The sequence below is a fragment of the Acinetobacter genomosp. 33YU genome (assembly GCF_001990725.1).
In the GTDB taxonomy this organism is placed as follows: domain Bacteria; phylum Pseudomonadota; class Gammaproteobacteria; order Pseudomonadales; family Moraxellaceae; genus Acinetobacter; species Acinetobacter seifertii.
In genome coordinates this window covers 156,271-172,779 of sequence record NZ_LFZQ01000005.1, presented here as the reverse complement: position 1 = coordinate 172,779, position 16,509 = coordinate 156,271, and the positions used below count along the sequence as shown (strand labels likewise).

Annotated in this window: 13 protein-coding genes, 4 tRNA genes and 1 pseudogene; 14 read left to right on the top strand and 4 right to left on the bottom strand. The window is 38.0% G+C overall.

Translation table 11 applies throughout. From position 1 onward, the window contains the following. The first annotated feature begins 1 nt into the window (after position 1). The 6 genes from AC056_RS05505 (at position 2) to AC056_RS05480 (ending at position 7,428) form a co-directional block, all read left to right on the top strand. On the top strand, positions 2–589 hold the full coding sequence (locus AC056_RS05505; protein ID WP_004700582.1) for a CvpA family protein: 588 nt from the start codon (positions 2–4) through the stop codon (positions 587–589). 25 nt (positions 590–614) lie between these two features. After that, positions 615–2,156 (top strand): amidophosphoribosyltransferase, encoded by a 1,542-nt coding sequence (gene purF / locus AC056_RS05500; RefSeq protein WP_019457102.1) that lies wholly within the window; start codon positions 615–617, stop codon positions 2,154–2,156. Between the two features lie 78 nt (positions 2,157–2,234). Continuing rightward, positions 2,235–4,124, top strand: coding sequence for a M48 family metalloprotease (locus AC056_RS05495; RefSeq protein ID WP_039254776.1), 1,890 nt, complete (start codon positions 2,235–2,237; stop codon positions 4,122–4,124). Positions 4,125–4,224: 100 nt separating this feature from the next. Continuing rightward, a complete protein-coding gene (locus AC056_RS05490) occupies positions 4,225–4,878 on the top strand; it encodes a hypothetical protein (RefSeq protein ID WP_077162964.1) in 654 nt (217 codons plus the stop codon). A gap of 11 nt (positions 4,879–4,889) precedes the next feature. Beyond that, a complete protein-coding gene (locus AC056_RS05485) occupies positions 4,890–5,855 on the top strand; it encodes a 2-hydroxyacid dehydrogenase (protein ID WP_077162963.1) in 966 nt (321 codons plus the stop codon). Positions 5,856–6,000: 145 nt separating this feature from the next. Continuing rightward, positions 6,001–7,428, top strand: coding sequence for a M48 family metalloprotease (locus AC056_RS05480; RefSeq protein WP_077163076.1), 1,428 nt, complete (start codon positions 6,001–6,003; stop codon positions 7,426–7,428). 101 nt (positions 7,429–7,529) lie between these two features. On the opposite strand, the gene AC056_RS05475 is transcribed toward AC056_RS05480, so the two are convergent. Together AC056_RS05475 and rpsU are read right to left on the bottom strand one after the other, a co-directional pair. Next, complete coding sequence (locus AC056_RS05475) at positions 7,530–7,976, bottom strand: GatB/YqeY domain-containing protein (protein WP_004700591.1); 447 nt, start codon at positions 7,974–7,976, stop codon at positions 7,530–7,532. A 26-nt stretch (positions 7,977–8,002) separates the two neighbouring features. Next, positions 8,003–8,218 carry a 30S ribosomal protein S21 gene (gene rpsU / locus AC056_RS05470; protein WP_001136722.1) on the bottom strand — a complete coding sequence of 72 codons (216 nt, stop codon included), beginning with the start codon at positions 8,216–8,218 and terminating at the stop codon, positions 8,003–8,005. Positions 8,219–8,363: 145 nt separating this feature from the next. Here rpsU and tsaD point away from each other — a divergent pair, with 145 nt between their 5' ends. Next, positions 8,364–9,374 carry a tRNA (adenosine(37)-N6)-threonylcarbamoyltransferase complex transferase subunit TsaD gene (gene tsaD / locus AC056_RS05465; protein ID WP_005068344.1) on the top strand — a complete coding sequence of 337 codons (1,011 nt, stop codon included), beginning with the start codon at positions 8,364–8,366 and terminating at the stop codon, positions 9,372–9,374. A gap of 2 nt (positions 9,375–9,376) precedes the next feature. Here the strand turns inward: tsaD and AC056_RS05460 are convergent. Together AC056_RS05460 and AC056_RS05450 are read right to left on the bottom strand one after the other, a co-directional pair. Further along, positions 9,377–10,479: pseudogene (locus AC056_RS05460) on the bottom strand (DUF6670 family protein). A 103-nt stretch (positions 10,480–10,582) separates the two neighbouring features. Next, positions 10,583–11,464, bottom strand: a complete 882-nt coding sequence (locus tag AC056_RS05450) for an ATP-binding protein (protein WP_004700597.1) — start codon at positions 11,462–11,464, stop codon at positions 10,583–10,585. A 178-nt stretch (positions 11,465–11,642) separates the two neighbouring features. Between AC056_RS05450 and AC056_RS05445 the strand changes: the two genes are divergently transcribed. The 7 genes from AC056_RS05445 to AC056_RS05415 all read left to right on the top strand — a co-directional run bounded on the left by AC056_RS05445 (position 11,643) and on the right by AC056_RS05415 (position 16,484). Beyond that, a complete protein-coding gene (locus AC056_RS05445) occupies positions 11,643–13,151 on the top strand; it encodes a DUF3336 domain-containing protein (RefSeq protein ID WP_077162960.1) in 1,509 nt (502 codons plus the stop codon). Then, positions 13,138–13,944 carry a protein kinase domain-containing protein gene (locus AC056_RS05440; protein WP_039254789.1) on the top strand — a complete coding sequence of 269 codons (807 nt, stop codon included), beginning with the start codon at positions 13,138–13,140 and terminating at the stop codon, positions 13,942–13,944. The genes AC056_RS05445 and AC056_RS05440 overlap by 14 nt, the downstream gene beginning before the upstream one ends. Before the next feature lie 102 nt (positions 13,945–14,046). After that, a tRNA-Leu gene (locus AC056_RS05435) sits at positions 14,047–14,131 on the top strand. Positions 14,132–14,184: 53 nt separating this feature from the next. Further along, positions 14,185–14,258: transfer RNA gene (locus AC056_RS05430), tRNA-Trp, on the top strand. Positions 14,259–14,285: 27 nt separating this feature from the next. Then, positions 14,286–14,370: transfer RNA gene (locus AC056_RS05425), tRNA-Leu, on the top strand. A 67-nt stretch (positions 14,371–14,437) separates the two neighbouring features. Next, positions 14,438–14,511 (top strand) — tRNA-Trp (locus AC056_RS05420). 215 nt (positions 14,512–14,726) lie between these two features. Next, the gene (locus AC056_RS05415; RefSeq protein WP_077162959.1) at positions 14,727–16,484 is read left to right on the top strand and encodes a ShlB/FhaC/HecB family hemolysin secretion/activation protein; all 1,758 of its coding nucleotides are present in this window, start codon (positions 14,727–14,729) and stop codon (positions 16,482–16,484) included. The last annotated feature ends 25 nt before the right edge of the window (positions 16,485–16,509 follow it).

Here is a 16,509-nt window from a genome sequence, read left to right as displayed (position 1 = left end):
CATGAACACTATTGATATCATCATTCTAATACTTTTGCTCATTGGGGGGCTAAACGGTTTGCGACAAGGATTTATAAAAGCCTTTGCGAACTTGGTAGGATGGATTTTTGCATTAATTATGGGTGCAAAATATGCTGTTCTTCTAGCTCCGTCAATGTCGGGTTTAAGTCAGGATCCGGTGGTTCAAAAGATTGCGGCTTTTGCATTTATTGCACTCATTATTATTGTTTTAACTTGGATCGTCACTGCAATTTTAAATGGCCTCTTGAAAAGTTTGAAATTGGGGCCATTAAATCGTTTAGCAGGTGGTGCTTTTGGTTCCTTAAAAGGTTTACTAGTTGTTCTTGTGACCATGCAAGGCGTAGGGCCTTGGGTTGAAAGTTCAGCAAACTGGAAACAGTCCATACTTATACAGTTTTTATTGCCTTATGCGCCTTTAGCAACAGAATTGTCTAAAGATGCAGCAAGTGAGGCGTATCATCAGATAACATCTGGAGGTAGTGCATCAAGCACCCCTTCAAAAACAATGGACGAATCGGATGAATCAGAAACCCGATCCGACCATTCAACAAAGAATCCTTTTTATTAATTCCTAGCTTGTCTGCGAGGTTGCTATGTGTGGAGTTGTTGGTATAGCCGGTAAATCGCCAGTGAACCAAATGTTGTTTGATGCATTAACGATGTTGCAGCATCGTGGGCAAGATGCAGCTGGAATAGTAACCTGCCATGAAGGCCGTCTTTTCCTTCGTAAGGATAACGGTATGGTGCGTGATGTCTTTCATACTCGTCATATGAGAGCATTACTTGGTAATTATGGTATTGGCCATGTACGCTACCCAACTGCTGGCTCTGCTAGCAGTGCTGAAGCTCAACCATTTTATGTGAACTCACCTTATGGGATTACACTTGCACATAATGGTAACTTAACCAATGCAGAAGAAATTCATGATGACCTGTTTAAAACAGATTTACGTCACATGAACACTGATTCTGACTCAGAAGTTCTTTTAAACGTTTTTGCGCATGAGTTGCAAAAGAAAGGAACGTTAAACCCTACAGCTGAAGATATTTTCCATACAGTTTCTCGTGTGCATGAGCGCTGTCAAGGTGCTTATGGCGTGGTAGCTATGATCACTGGTCATGGTTTGGTTGGTTTCCGTGATCCAAATGGTATTCGTCCGCTTATTTATGGTTCGCGTGAGACTGAACAAGGTGAGATGGAATATATCATTGCATCAGAGTCTGTAGCGATTACTGCACTTGGTTTTAAAATCGAGCGTGATATTGCACCAGGTGAAGCAATTTTCATTGATTCAGAAGGTCAATTATTCACTAAACAATGTGCGGCAGAACCAAAATACCGTCCATGTATTTTTGAATATGTTTATTTTGCTCGTCCAGATGCAATTATTGATGGTATTTCAGTTTATAAAGCCCGTTTAAAAATGGGTGAAAAATTAGCGCATAAAATTTTGCGTGACTGGGGTGAAGACCATGATATTGATGTGGTTATCCCAATTCCAGATACCAGCCGTACTTCTGCACTAGAACTTGCAAATATTCTTGGTGTGAAGTTCCGCGAAGGCTTTATGAAAAACCGTTATATCGGTCGTACCTTCATTATGCCGGGCCAACAACAGCGTAAAAAATCTGTACGTCAAAAATTAAACCCTGTTGAGTTAGAGTTTAAAGGTAAGAACGTCTTATTGGTGGATGACTCTATTGTACGTGGTACTACGTGTAATGAGATTATTCAAATGGCGCGTGACTCAGGTGCGAAAAAAGTATACTTTGCTTCAGCAGCACCAAAGGTAATGTATCCAAACGTTTATGGTATCGATATGCCTGCTAAGACTGAGCTTATCGCTTCGGAACGTAGTGTAGAAGAAATCCAAGAAATTATTGGTGCTGACCGTTTAGTATTCCAAGATTTGGAAGACTTGAAGAACGCCGTACGTACAAGTAAGGTTCCTACATTGACTGAGTTTGATTGCTCTGTTTTTGATGGAATTTATGTAACTGGCGGTATCGATGCTGACTATCTGAATAATTTGGAGCAGAAGCGTAATGACTCTGCGAAAAAGAAAAAAGATGGTTATATTGATGTCAATATTGATGCAGCGTCAGTAGATTTGACGGGTATTAAAGAAGAATAGAAATAGCCGAAAAAAGCGGGTGTTTCCCGCTTTTTTCTTTTATGATGAAACTTAACAATGTAATTGGGATTATTTACATTGAAAGAAGTAAGCCACTATTTAATCGAAAATAAGAATATGGCATGGTCCATCACTATGTGTTTGGTCGCTGTGCTTTTAACTATTTTTATTTTAAATCTCATTTTGGGTTTACTTGTTCATTTCTTTGATTATAGCCAGCCAATTTGGTGGCATGCCTTAAGTCCATATTTTGTTGCTCTTTTGCTTTTTATTATGGTTTGGTCTGTAGTGACCGAGCTTTATATTTTGCGTAAGGGAGGACATTCTCTTGCTAAACAGCTTAAAGCGCGCCGTTTGGTAAAAGGTGAGAGTACACCAGAAGAACATGCTGCATTAAAAATTACCGAACATTTGGCTCAAACATTTTCTCTGAATATTCCAACACTTTATGTTTTGCCTGATGAAGTAGGAGTGAATGCATTAACTGCAGGTTTTCACTCAAACGATATTGTCATTATTTTGACTTGGGGAGCTTTACAGAATCTAGATGAACTAGAGCTGTATGGTCTATTGGGTCATGAGTTTAACCAGATTTTATCCGGTGAAGCTGTAGAAAATACTAAATTAAAAATTTTATACAGTGGTTTAACAACTTTCAGTCAATGGGGCAGCAAGCTCGCCAAACAGGGTTTTAAACGTTACAGTCCTGGTTATAAGCATAAATTTGAAACAGTCTTTGTAGCTGTTGGAGGTGTAATCTGGCTAGCAGGAAGCTTGGGTGTATTAATCACACGTTTTATTAAATATTTAACATTAAGTGGTCGTACGTTTCGCAACGACCAAAAAACCATGCGGTTGCTAAAAAATAGTACGAATACCCAAACTTTATTGCGTATTTATGTTCATCATTCAGGGTCGCAAATTCATAGTGCTTATTCTGAATCTATTGCACATATGTGTTTTGCAAACTCACTTAGTCCTCAAAGTTGGATGAATATTCACCCAAGTATTCGTGAGCGTATTTACGAACTTAATCCAACTCTATTGCAAGATTTACAATTAGAAAATTTAAAGAAACTTCGTAATAGACCGTTATTTAGTCTTTTTCGTTCATTAGAAGAATCTGAAACAGAAATTTATATTCCGTGGTCATCACCACAGCCTTTGCCTTTGTTGCGCCTTTCTCCAATTAGTTTTGCATTAAATGATGCGATTAAACCTTTAAGTAATGATATTCGGCGTAATAAAAAACGCCCGGAGCTCATTCAGCGTGCATTGCAAACAGCCACTGGTTCGCGTGAGGTGATGGTTGCAATTTTAATGATTCGTCAATATCGAGAATTTATTCCGCAAGAAGCTCCTGTAAGTCATTCTATTGTTGATGCTTTGCTTAATTTGGATGGTCGTATTCATATTCAGATATTTCACGACGCATGTAAAAATATTGGCCATATGCCTGCAAGTATTGCGCGTCAATTTTTGACAAAACTGGCACTTATTATTCAGGAAGATGGCGAAATAGGATTGCTTGATGCCTTGTTATTAGAGCGGGTCAAGTATGAATTGAATCTGATGCCACTTCATTTACCTACGGCATTTGAAGAAGTAAAACCTCAAATAGTTCGTTTAATTGATGCACTACTTCATGTGCAGCAAATTAATAGTCCAAACCAGTTGGAAGTCCGTGAACGTATTTTACGTTCATTGCTAAACCCAGATGAAATGAATATTTATGATGAAATTTCGGATGAGCCTTTGGACTTGGCTGAAATTTTAAATGACATTGCTGGGCTTTTACTCCGTGATCGTTTAAGCATTTTGGCAATTGCTGAAATGTGCTTATGGAGTGACCGAATTATTACTCAAGATGAACTGGATGTGCTTGAGTTGCTCTATTGGCGATTTGGTTTTGAGTCCGATGAAATTGTAGAGCAAATGCAGAAGAAAAATAGCGTTATGATTATTTAAGAAACATATGTGGTTTTGAAAAGAGATCATTTAAAGAAAACGCTGAAAAAAAATCAGAAGCCCGTTAGAATGTGAGTAGATTAGAGGTACTGATTTAAACATGATTGGGCAGCAAAGAAATATACTGGCAACTTTAGGAATCGATGTGTGGATTCCTAGAACACAAGTGTGCCAAAAAAATAATGCTCATACTTTATGGCGTGATCAGGTTGTTGAGCCTCATCTTCCAATTAATATACCTATTGTTGTAGATATTCCTGCATTTGAACAGGTACCATCTAATCCTGAACTGCTTGAAGTTGCTAAAGTGGTTGAGGAGCCTTCAATAGCCATTATAGATGTTCCACAGCCTGAAGTGGTTGTAGAAAAACCTATAGTTGTTGAGCGAGAGGTAATTGCTCCATTTGAGTTGCAGGCTTATTGTCTTGAAAAGTGTGTAATCTTTGTTGATGTAACTGCATTAGAGAAAGAGGAAAAGCAACTTTGGGCAAATATACAAAAGGCCAAAGTGGGGCATTATGCTGAATTAAGGTGGCCTTTTCCGTTAGCAGCTTATCAAGATCAACGCGGTGTAGGTTCATATATTCAAGGTTTTTTAGATGCTGTAGCGGCAGAAAAAAAGATTTTGTGTTTAGGGAAATGTGCCTATATTCAACATACAAATATTATTCATTTAGCTAGTTTAAAAGAAATGTTAGATAAGCCTCTCCTTAAAAAAAGGCTGTGGCAACTTATGCAAGATAACAATGAGTAGTAGGGATATACATGAAAAAGGTTGTGGTTTTTAGCCAAATTGATGAAGAAATTTTGTCACGGTTACAGCAGGATTATCATGTTGTCGTATTAAACCCTAAACTGGGTGATATTAATGAACAGATAAGAAAAGAAGTCGTAGATGCTGATGGAATGATTGGCGCGGGACGCTTGCTCAATGAGAGCAATCTTGCTCCTGCACAAAAACTAAAAATTATTTCATCTGTGACAGTTGGTTATGATAATTATGATGTTGCTTATTTGAACCAAAAGAAAATTTGGTTATCAAATACACCGCATGTTTTGACTGAAACTACGGCAGATCTTGCTTTTACACTATTATTAAGTGCAGCTAGAAAAGTACCATTTCTAGACCATTGGACTAAACAAGGTGAATGGAAAAGAACAGTTGGGCCACGGCAGTTTGGACTAGATGTTTTTGGTAAGACGCTAGGAATTATTGGGCTCGGTAATATTGGTGCTGCAATTGCACGTCGTGGTTTTTATGGTTTTAACATGAATATTGTTTACCATAATCGACGAGAAAAGCCTGAATTGGCCGAGCCATTGAATGCTCAATATTTAAGTTTGGATGAGTTGTTACAACAGTCTGATTTTGTAGTCACAGCAGTTGATTTAAATACTGAATCTAAAGCTTTAATGGGTAAAGCTCAATTTGAACTTATGCAAAAGCACGCTATTTTTGTCAATATTGCGCGTGGTTCAGTGGTCGATGAGCAGGCGCTTATTGAGGCTTTGCAGAATGAAGTTATTTTTGCTGCTGGTCTTGATGTATATGAAAAAGAGCCTTTGCAAGATTCGGCACTGTTCAAATTACCAAATGTTGTTACCTTGCCTCATGTAGGTTCTGCTACAGCTGAAACTCGCAAAAAAATGGCAAACTTAGCTTATAAAAACTTGGTAGAAGCATTGGAAGATAAAACTCCAAGATATCTGGTGAACCCTAATTTTGAATAAAAATTGAATAACACTTCATTGCAAATATAGTCTATTTTCAATGTTATAGTGAAAGCCTATTGATATGATGCAAGATAATTCAAGCATTGTATGAATGGGCTTTTTTGTTGGTCTAATTTTTAATAGAGAAGAACTTTTGAAATTTTTGCCAGTTATTTTAAGTTTGGCTTTTATAACAAATGCCTCTTATGCCGATCCTTTTGATTCCAAACCAGCTTCTGGGCAAGTTGAAATTCCGAATATTGGTAGTGGAATAGGATTGCTTGACCAACAGAAAGAAAAATTTATTGGTGAAAAAGTTTTTCGTGAAGTTCATAAGCAAATGCCAGTCATACAGGATGTATGGCTGGAAGATCAGTTTTTTCAAGTCTTCTCTAATATTTTGGGTCAAACCCAGCTTGGGCAACCTATTGGTCTAGTTGTAATTAAAGACCCTCAAATTAACGCATTTGCTGTCCCAGGTGGGCTATTTGCATTAAATACTGGCCTTATTTCATCTGCTCGCAATATAGATGAGATTGCTGGTGTGATGGCACACGAAATTGCTCACGTTTCTCAAAGGCACTTTAGTCGTTCAGAAGAAGCATTTAAAGGGCAAGCACTCTTAAGTTTGGCTGGTTTGCTGGCAGGCGTAGCTTTGGCTGCTCAGGCGGGTGGAGATGCAGGGGCGGCAGTCATGTTGGGTACGCAAGCTGCACTTTTGGATAAGCAGCTTACCTATAGCCGTAATCAAGAGCGTGAAGCTGATCGGATTGGAATGCAATACATGTATGCCGCGGGTTATAACCCGCAAAGTATGGCAGATTATTTTGAAACAATGCATAGGGCAACTAGCCATGTAAGTTTCCTGCCGGATTTTTGGCTTACCCATCCTTTAACGACTGAGCGTATGAGTGAGGCTCGTCTAAGAGCTAATCAAATGCCTCGTGTTAAAAGTCGAATATATGATGTCGATTTTGAAATTTTAAAATGGTATACCATGGTGGTTGCTGGAGAAGCTACAGAAAATCAGCTTCAAAGTCTAGCCTCGCAAAAAAATCTGGCAGGGCTATTAGCGTTGTCTGCATTTTATTTAAAACAAGGTGATTATACGCAAGCTCAAACAACCTTAGATCAAGTGAAATCTAGTGGTAAGCCACTTGTTTCTTTAATTCAAACAGATATTTATTTGGGGCAAAATAAACTTGATCAGGCCTATAATTCTATTGCGCCATTGCAAATGACTATGCCTGAAAATAAAGCATTTAGCTATAAGTTAGCTGAGGTTTTGTTACGTCAGGGGAAATATGCGCAAGTACAGACACTTGTTCAGCGTTTTATTAATAAAAATGCCAGAGATATTCAAGGCTGGCAACTATTACAGCAAGCCGCTAATTTAGATAAAGAGTCGCCTTTAAGGGCGGTGAATGTGTTGCGCTATCGAGCAGAGGCACAATTTTGGTCTGGTAGTGAAGAAAATGCAATTAAATCGATGTTACATGCACAGCGACTTGCAAAAGACAATCATGCAATGTCTGCTAAAATAGATAGCCGCTTAAAGCAAATGCAAGATGAAAGACGAATGAAAATTTAGGACGTGTAGAGTAATCTTGTGATTTTCGCAGACACGAATTTACTTAAGCTGACAAGTAACTGAAAGCTTGGTCTAAGAATGTATAAGGAAAGAGGAGGGAATTAAGCTAACTTGGCTTTAATTTTTGCTGAAACTTGAGCAGGATCGGCACGCCCGGCTATGATCGGACGTAGAGAATTCATCACCTTACCCATATCTTTCATGCTAGTTGCTTCTTGAGCAGCAATCGTTTGCTCAATGATAGAATCAAGCTCTTCCTCAGTCATAGCTTCTGGTAGAAACTGGGAAATAATCTCAGCTTCGGCTTGTTCTTTACTAGCTAAATCATCACGACCAGCACCTTCAAAGGCTTTGATCGATTCTTTACGTTGTTTAATTTGCTTTTCAATGACCGCAAGAACCTGAGCGTCGCCAAGCTCTATGCGCTCATCAACTTCGATTTGCTTAATTGCTGCTTGTAGACTACGCAAAACCGTCACTGTTGCCATATCTTTGGCACGCATAGAAGTTTTTAATGCATCAGTAATTTGGTCTTTTAAAGTAGTCATAATTTCAGCAGTCAATCACAAATTAATTAGTAAAGGCGAGTAGTACGTACAGATTCGCGAGCCAATTTCTTTTGGTAGCGTTTAACTGCAGCAGCTTTTTTGCGCTTACGTTCTTGAGTTGGTTTTTCGTAGAATTCGCGCTTACGAACGTCAGCTAAAACACCAGCTTTTTCGCATGAACGTTTGAAACGACGGATAGCTACGTCAACTGGTTCGCCTTCTTTCAACTTAACTTGTGGCATGTAAAATCCTCTAGATTATGGATAAGATCAGGCACACCATTGCGCCGGATCACAAGTGAAGGTCAGTATTTTACTCATTTACAACTCATATCACAAGTCTATAATAGCGATTGCAATATTTTGACTCATATAAAAGGCAGTTTTGATGATTGTTTTAGGCTTAGAAACTTCTTGTGATGAAACAGGGTTGGCACTTTATGATAGCGAACTCGGCTTGCGGGGACAGGTTCTTTATAGCCAGATAAAACTTCATGCTGAGTATGGTGGGGTGGTTCCAGAGTTGGCTTCTCGTGACCATGTTCGTAAGCTTATTCCTTTAATGAATCAATTGCTTGAACAAAGTGGTGTAACGAAACAAGAGATTGATGCAGTTGCTTATACGCGTGGCCCAGGTTTAATGGGAGCATTAATGACAGGTGCATTGTTTGGAAGAACTCTAGCTTTTTCTTTAAATAAGCCTGCGATTGGTGTTCACCATATGGAAGGACATATGTTGGCTCCATTACTTTCAAGTCAGCCACCCGAATTTCCATTTGTAGCATTGCTTGTTTCAGGGGGTCATACACAATTGATGGCTGCCCATGCAATTGGTCAATATGAACTCTTAGGTGAGTCTATTGATGATGCTGCTGGTGAAGCTTTCGATAAAGTTGCGAAAATGATGAGCTTGCCATATCCGGGTGGGCCAAATATCGCAAAACTGGCGCTATCTGGTGATCCGCTAGCATTTGAATTTCCACGACCAATGCTTCATCAAGGCCTAGATTTTTCTTTTAGTGGCTTAAAAACTGCAGTATCTGTTCAATTGAAAAAATTGAATGGTGAAAACAGAGATGCTGATATAGCTGCTTCATTCCAAGAAGCAATTGTAGATACCTTGGTGAAAAAATCGGTAAAAGCTTTAAAGCAAACTGGGCTTAAGCGTTTAGTGATTGCTGGTGGGGTAAGTGCAAATTTACGACTACGCGAACAGTTAGAAACTTCCTTAGCGAAAATTAAAGCGCAGGTTTACTATGCAGAGCCTGCTTTATGTACTGATAATGGTGCAATGATTGCATTTGCAGGTTATCAGCGTTTAAAAGCCGGCCAACATGATGGCTTGGCTGTCACGACTACACCACGTTGGCCAATGACTGAACTTACTATTCCTGAGTAAAATTATTCATTTGCAAAGGCTTGTTGGTGTTCAATATCTATATATTCGATATAACCACGGCCTTGCACTTCATTGCCAAAATAATGACCAGTAAATATATAACTACTTGCATAACCTTGCCCATGACCATAGCGGAATGGGCAGTCAATTTCTGCCTGAATATTTAAAATAATTTGTTTTGCATCATTTCTAGCAATCCAAGAAAAGTATTTGGGAAGTCGCATGTTCTTGCCCGTTGGTGAAATGAAGTCATCAATTTGATATGAAATAATATCAAAGCTGACATCTGTATAAATTTCAGCTGGCCGATCAAGATGTCTAATATGCAATGTATAAGTTACTGTTTGACCCGCAATATCTGCTTTGGTTAGCAGAAGTTGAGTATTTTCATTCAAATTAATGATTTGATAAGTGAAAAAATCAAGCGGTAATTTATGGTTTTCAGGGATAAGTTGATTTGTGAATGAGTGGGGGCCAACTGCTTGAGCATATTCATAAGTGCAAAGTCCTTCGCTTTCAATGTATTTATCTTGATAATTTAAAAAACCTTTAAATTTGGCTAATAAACTCAAATGATCATAAACAGGCGTTTTTATAAACCATGAAACATGTGAGGTCACATCGATATCAAAGTCAAAATCTAGACTTTCATAATGTCCATTAATATGAATTTTAGGAAATTTTCCTTGAATTGAAATTTCCTGACCTAGTTCGATTAAGCTTCCATCTTCATTAATTTTTGTATCTTTAGGAATGATATAGGCTTTTAATAAGGCTTGTTCAAGGGCGGCTGTGCTTGAAAAAAAAGTCGCTGTTTTTCTGGGATTGCCAACAATAATATCATCATGATCAAAAGCAAGCGCACCAGGTGTGCCTAATAAAATCATAATATTTAAATAGCGATGCGGTTCTGGCAAAAGGGGAAAAAGATGCCGTAATGAGTCCAGCTATAATATTTTTCGTCAACACGTGGGCGAATGATATGAGATTGAGTAAAAGGAAGCGTTGAATATTTTTTTGCTTGGTCTAAAAAGCCTTGTGCGAATAACAAACTTTTAGCAATAGTTTTGCTTGCGGTAGAAAATTTTGGCAATTGTTTTTTCATATATAAACCTAAAAGGGGGCGATCTTGGTTTTAGGTTATGAAAAACAACTGCCAAAGCTAAGCGGTTTACAGGCCAAAGCTAAGGCTTTGTGGGACATTTTATTTAACTGTTAGACAACTCTTTTAAAGCATTTAAACCAATCCAATGCTTAGAAAACTGATAAGCCGCACGGCCAGAGCGCTGACCACGCATTTGACACCAACGTAAACTCTCAGCACGAACTTCATCATTAAAAGGCATGTTTGCTTTATCAAGATAATGTTCTACGATTTCTAAATATAAATTTTGATCCATTGGATAAAAAGATAACCATAAACCAAAACGATCAGACAAAGAAATCTTTTCTTCAATCGCTTCTTGAGGGTGTAGTTCGGTATATTGAGGTACATCAACCTTAGTTACAGGCGTATTTTCATGCATAAACTCAGGTAACAAGTGACGGCGGTTACTGGTCGCATAAATAATAAAATTTGTTGAACCAGATTGTAATGAACCATCTAATACACTTTTTAGACTACGATAATTTTCATCTTCAGCATTAAAAGCTAAGTCATCACAGTAGACGATATACTTTTCAGAGCGGTTTTGAATGATTTTTTGAATTTTAGGTAGGTCTGCTAAATCATCACGCTCAATTTCAATTAAACGTAATCCTTGAGGCGCATATTCAGTGAGTAAAGCACGCACTATTGAGGATTTACCAGTACCACGTGATCCCGTTAACAGTACATCATTTGCAGGTAAGCCGTTTAAAAACTGCAAAGTATTTTGAATGATTTTTTCTTTTTGACGTTCGATGCCTTTTAAGTCATCAAGATAAATATTCTTAGGCGTATAAATGGCTTTAAGTTGCTGGTTTTCCCATCTAAAAGCTGGTGCAGTGAAATCAGTTTCTTGTTTCGGTTCAGGTAAAACCTGCTGTAACTGATTTAATACAAGTGATAAGGTTTGAACTAAATTGTCGGGTAAATCAATGGTAGCCATGGTTAATCAATCATGTTAAACAGTAATTTACTAGGATACTAACACCGAAATTTGCAAGCTGACAAAAAAGATACTGCCAATCTAGTTTATCTGTTTTGCAATTGATTGAAATGTTCAGACCGCGCATAGTGTTGTCATGTCTATTCAGTAAAATCATCTGTGAAGATGAGGACGAAATATGTTTGAAAAAATACGAAGTGATATGAATCCGCATCAGGCTTACCGTATCAAAAAATTACAACGTCAATTAGACATGGCTGAATCTTATGAAGAGTGGAAGTCTTTTGCATTAAAACTGGATGAAGAAACAGGTGCACAAGAGTGGAAGTTCGATAATAGTTCACCTTATTTTGATGCTGAGCTCATTTCTTATCGTTACACCTTACTGAAAAGATATCGTCAGCAACATCGTACTTTAGATTTGATTTATCTTTTAAAAGAAGGGCTAACCTACGATATTGCAAATATTGGTCACCCTATGTTGTTTGCTGCAACGCATGTAGGTACAAAAAAGTTAATTGAAGATTATATCGAAGAAGTCAGCCAAAGCTTGGCTTACATTGCTTCTAGTGAATGTATTACCTTTCAAAGAAAAGAAAAAATCGAGTTTTTTGAAAATTGTGAAAAAGCATATGGGCAACCCGCGCTTATGTTTTCGGGTGGTGCAACTTTAGGTCTTTTTCATACAGGTGTATGTAAAGCTTTAATTGAACAAGACTTAATGCCAAAAGTGCTATCCGGCTCAAGTGCTGGCGCGATTATGACAGGCATGCTAGGAACTTCTGCCAGTGAAGATGTTCAAAACTTGTTAAATGGCGAGCAATTTTTTAGTGATGCGTTTCATTTTAGAAAGCTTCGTGAACTTATAAAAGGGAATGGGGGCATTGCGGATGTCCACTATTTGAAAAAATTCCTTATCGAAAACTTAGGCAATTTGACTTTTGAAGAAGCATTTAAAAAATCGGGTTTAAATATTAATGTGGCCGTTGCACCGTATGATGCAACAGAAAACCCGCGAATTATGAATGCAATTATGACACCCAACGTTTTGGTTTGGAGTGCTGTATTGGCTTCTTGTGCTGTGCCAGTTTTATTTCCACCTGTGCGTTTAACCAGTAAACGTTATGATGGTGAACATACGCCTTATATGGCAAATACAAAATGGGTGGATGGCAGTGTGCGCAGTGACTTTCCACAAGAAAGAATGGCAAGGCTTTATAATTTAAACTACACCATTGCCAGTCAAGTGAATCCGCATGTTGTACCATTTATGCAAGATGATGCACACCGTTTCCGTAAAGATCTTTTAAGTTGGCCAGAACGAATTTTAAGACGCCAAGGTAAAGTCCTGTCTATGGGAGTAATGGACTTTACTCGTCAAAGACTCGGTGCTATTTCTCCAGTAAGAAGATTGCTTGATCATGGGTATGGTGTAATAGGGCAGCGCTATTATGGCGATGTCAATATTATTGCTAAATATGGCCTAAAACATTATGCCTATACATTGCAAAACCCTCGTCCGCATTTGTTTAAGCGTTTACAAAGAGAGGGTGAGCGTGCGACTTGGCCGAAAATTTCTTCTATAGAAACTCATGCACGTATTGGTAAAACTATTCAGCATTGTTTAGAAGTTCTACGTTTTGAAGAAAAGAGACAACAACCAGAGTCTTATTATGCTGAAGCATGATTTTGCTTCTCATATAGAAAATCTAAAAAGTGTGACAAAACCTAAAAGTGCAGATTTAGGACGGCATCTATGGACATGTACTATAGATGCCCATCACTACTGGCTAAAATATCAAGTGCCGCACGTATATGCTCAAAATGAGCAAGATTTTTTGCATGAATTGCAATTTTATGAAGATATTCAGCATAAAAACGCAAATTGGCTTTTACCATTTAAAATAGTTGATGCCGACACTGTTTCTCAACTACAACAACATGAAGGGAAAATATTAATTTTGCCGGATACAGAAGATTGGTTTGATCGTTCCATCGCAAAGCAAAACTTAAAAGATATTTATGAGACAGTCTTTAGCGCACTTAAGGCTTTAACAGCACTTCATGAGTTGGGATGGATTCATGGAGATATAAAAAGGGAACACTTTCGAAAGTTTGAACAGCAGCTCTATTTAATTGATTTTGAAAAAACACGGCGTATATCGAGTCCTGACTCAATCGTTGATGCTACCCCAAGATATATGGCTCCTGAATTGTTCCATGGAGCAAGTAAGAGTATACAAAGCGATTTATATGCTTTTGGAATTGTTTTGTATGAATGGTTAAGCCAAATGCGTTTACAAGCAAATAGTTATCATGATTGGGCTGTATTGCATTGTCAAAATTTAGACATTCAGTTGCCTGATTCAGTTCAAGTTTTTTATCCTTTACTGGCGGGATTATTGCAAAAACAACAGAAAAATCGGTTTTCAAATGCATTTGAAGCGATAAATTGTTTAAAAGTACATTCAAACTTATAAAAATCATTGATCTAGTATCTGTATACAATTTACACGGTCAGTTTTTTTTAGAAAAAAAACACTTGTCACTGTTAGATCTTATCGCTAATATACACAGCCATCGGGGGCGTGGCGAAATTGGTAGACGCACTGGATTTAGGTTCCAGCGCCGCAAGGTGTAAGAGTTCGAGTCTCTTCGCCCCCACCACTTTAAGTTAAAACTTAAAGTTGATTTGAATGATAAGTCATTTAAATCTTGGAAGAGGATTGGTGTAATGGTAGCATGACGGTCTCCAAAACCGTTCGTCAAGGTTCGAATCCTTGATCCTCTGCCACATTTATTTTAAATAAATGTCCCAGATGGGGGCGTGGCGAAATTGGTAGACGCACTGGATTTAGGTTCCAGCGCCGCAAGGTGTAAGAGTTCGAGTCTCTTCGCCCCCACCATTGAAAAAAGCAAGACAATGATCTTGCTTTTTTTATGATTAAATCTAAAGGGTTTAATTGTACATATAGAGGATTGGTGTAATGGTAGCATGACGGTCTCCAAAACCGTTCGTCAAGGTTCGAGTCCTTGATCCTCTGCCAAGATTCAAAAAAAGCTCCTATTACGGGAGCTTTTTTTTGTCTAGCTGATTTTTAATAAATAAATTTTGCTTTTAACGTAACGATTTATAAAAAATAATATTTAAAAATATAAGATTTATTTTACATACAGACGAATCTGTATAAAAAATGCTTCCACTTTGTTAAGTTTTCGTTAAAATAAAATTAAGTTGATATTAATCACGGTTTAATCATATATGTTGAACTATAACAAATTTAATAAAAGTGTCTTATTTATCTGTTTATCAGTAATGGGGAGCATAAGTTCTGCTGCGGAGTCGGATGATCCGATTCGTCAGAGAATTCAGGCTGACCAAACCATTCGACAACAACAACGCGATAGTGCTTTAGAAAAACAAATTCAACCAGATGTAAACGTAAATCTTGGGCAAGAACAAAATAAGATTTCAGCTCAGCAATTACAATATTTACGCTCTAACAGTGAAACCCCGTGTTTTGAAATTAAGAAAATACTTTTAGAAGGCGAAGAAGCCCATCAATTCATATCAGATTTTCATGTGATTACGACTGGCAAGAACAATATTATTGGACGCTGTTTGGGGGTAAATGGATTAAACCAAGCCCTTGATCTTGTACAAAATAAAATTATAGCAAACGGTTATGTCACAACACGAGTTTTGCTTCCTCAACAAAATATTGCATCTGGTACGGTGCGTGTTCGTGTTATTCCCGGACGAGTGGATCAGATTAAGTTTGCTGAGGGTACTTCTAAACGTGCACATTTATGGAATGCTTTACCGATGAAGTCGGGTGAGCTGTTAAATATTCGTGATATGGAGCAAGGTTTAGAAAACCTCAAACGAGTGCCGACAGTTGAGACTGACTTTAAAATCCAGCCAGCAGAACAAAAAAAAGAACCAGGCTATAGTGATGTGGTTTTGGCTTGGCAACAAGCTAAACCTTATCGCTTACACCTCGGAATTGATGATTCAGGGAGTGAGGCGACCGGAAAATATCAAGGTACAGCAACTTTATCGCTTGATCATCTGCTGACCTTAAATGATCTATTTTATATCAGCTATAACCATGATTTAGGTGGTGGAAACTCTGGTAAACATGGTACAGATGGTTTTTATGCAAGTTATACCATTCCATTTGATTACTGGTTATTTTCAACTAGTTATAGTCGCTCTAATTACCTGCAAACAGTGGCTGGAAGTAGTGAAACTTATCAATATAGCGGTAAAAGCGAACTCATTAATGCAGATTTATCTCGAGTGATTTATCGAGATGCACACCGTAAAACAGCCTTAGGTTTTGGTGGGTGGTACCGTGAATCACAAAATTATATTAATGATGTAGAAATTGAAGTACAGCGCCGTAAAACTGCAGGTTGGAAAGCCACTCTTGATCATACTGAATATTTTTCTAATGCCACTTTAAACGGCAATGTGACTTATAAGCGTGGTACAGGCTGGTTGAATGCAATGAGAGCACCAGAAGAAGACTTTGGCGAGGCTTATACGCATGTCGGGATTCTACAAGCCAATGCCAGTTTACAAGTTCCTTTTAAAGTGGGTCAGCAAAATCTGCAATATCTAGCTGAATGGCGTACTCAACACAGCAATCAACCTTTAACTCCTCAAGACAGATTTTCAATTGGAAACCGTTATACCGTAAGAGGTTTTGATGGTGAGCAAACTTTATTAGCTGATAACGGTTTTTTAGTTCGCAATGAACTGAGTGGCTCAATTATGAATAAACCACACTCTTGGTATGCAGGTATTGATTACGGAGAGGTTGGTGGAAAAACTGCACATTATCCAAATCCTTTACCAGGCACGAGTTTATTAGGTGCAGTTATTGGGTTGCGTGGACAAATTGCTCCCTTGCGTTTGAATTATGACGCTTTTGTGGGTGCGCCTTTGAAAAAGCCAGATCACTTCGAAACAGATGATTATACGACTGGATTTAGCGTGAATTGGACCTATTAATTCAAGTTTAAAGGCCCACAACTTA

What these genes read in the sequence shown, in the direction of transcription:
- AC056_RS05490 (WP_077162964.1), top strand. Translation starts at nt 4,225, where the DNA reads ATGATTGGGCAGCAAAGAAATATACTGGCAACTTTAGGAATCGATGTG.
- AC056_RS05505 (WP_004700582.1), top strand. Translation starts at nt 2, where the DNA reads ATGAACACTATTGATATCATCATTCTAATACTTTTGCTCATTGGGGGG.
- AC056_RS05445 (WP_077162960.1), top strand. Translation starts at nt 11,643, where the DNA reads ATGTTTGAAAAAATACGAAGTGATATGAATCCGCATCAGGCTTACCGT.
- tsaD (WP_005068344.1), top strand. Translation starts at nt 8,364, where the DNA reads ATGATTGTTTTAGGCTTAGAAACTTCTTGTGATGAAACAGGGTTGGCA.
- AC056_RS05440 (WP_039254789.1), top strand. Translation starts at nt 13,138, where the DNA reads ATGCTGAAGCATGATTTTGCTTCTCATATAGAAAATCTAAAAAGTGTG.
- AC056_RS05450 (WP_004700597.1), bottom strand. Translation starts at nt 11,464, where the DNA reads ATGGCTACCATTGATTTACCCGACAATTTAGTTCAAACCTTATCACTT.
- AC056_RS05415 (WP_077162959.1), top strand. Translation starts at nt 14,727, where the DNA reads ATGTTGAACTATAACAAATTTAATAAAAGTGTCTTATTTATCTGTTTA.
- rpsU (WP_001136722.1), bottom strand. Translation starts at nt 8,218, where the DNA reads ATGCCACAAGTTAAGTTGAAAGAAGGCGAACCAGTTGACGTAGCTATC.
- AC056_RS05485 (WP_077162963.1), top strand. Translation starts at nt 4,890, where the DNA reads ATGAAAAAGGTTGTGGTTTTTAGCCAAATTGATGAAGAAATTTTGTCA.
- purF (WP_019457102.1), top strand. Translation starts at nt 615, where the DNA reads ATGTGTGGAGTTGTTGGTATAGCCGGTAAATCGCCAGTGAACCAAATG.
- AC056_RS05475 (WP_004700591.1), bottom strand. Translation starts at nt 7,976, where the DNA reads ATGACTACTTTAAAAGACCAAATTACTGATGCATTAAAAACTTCTATG.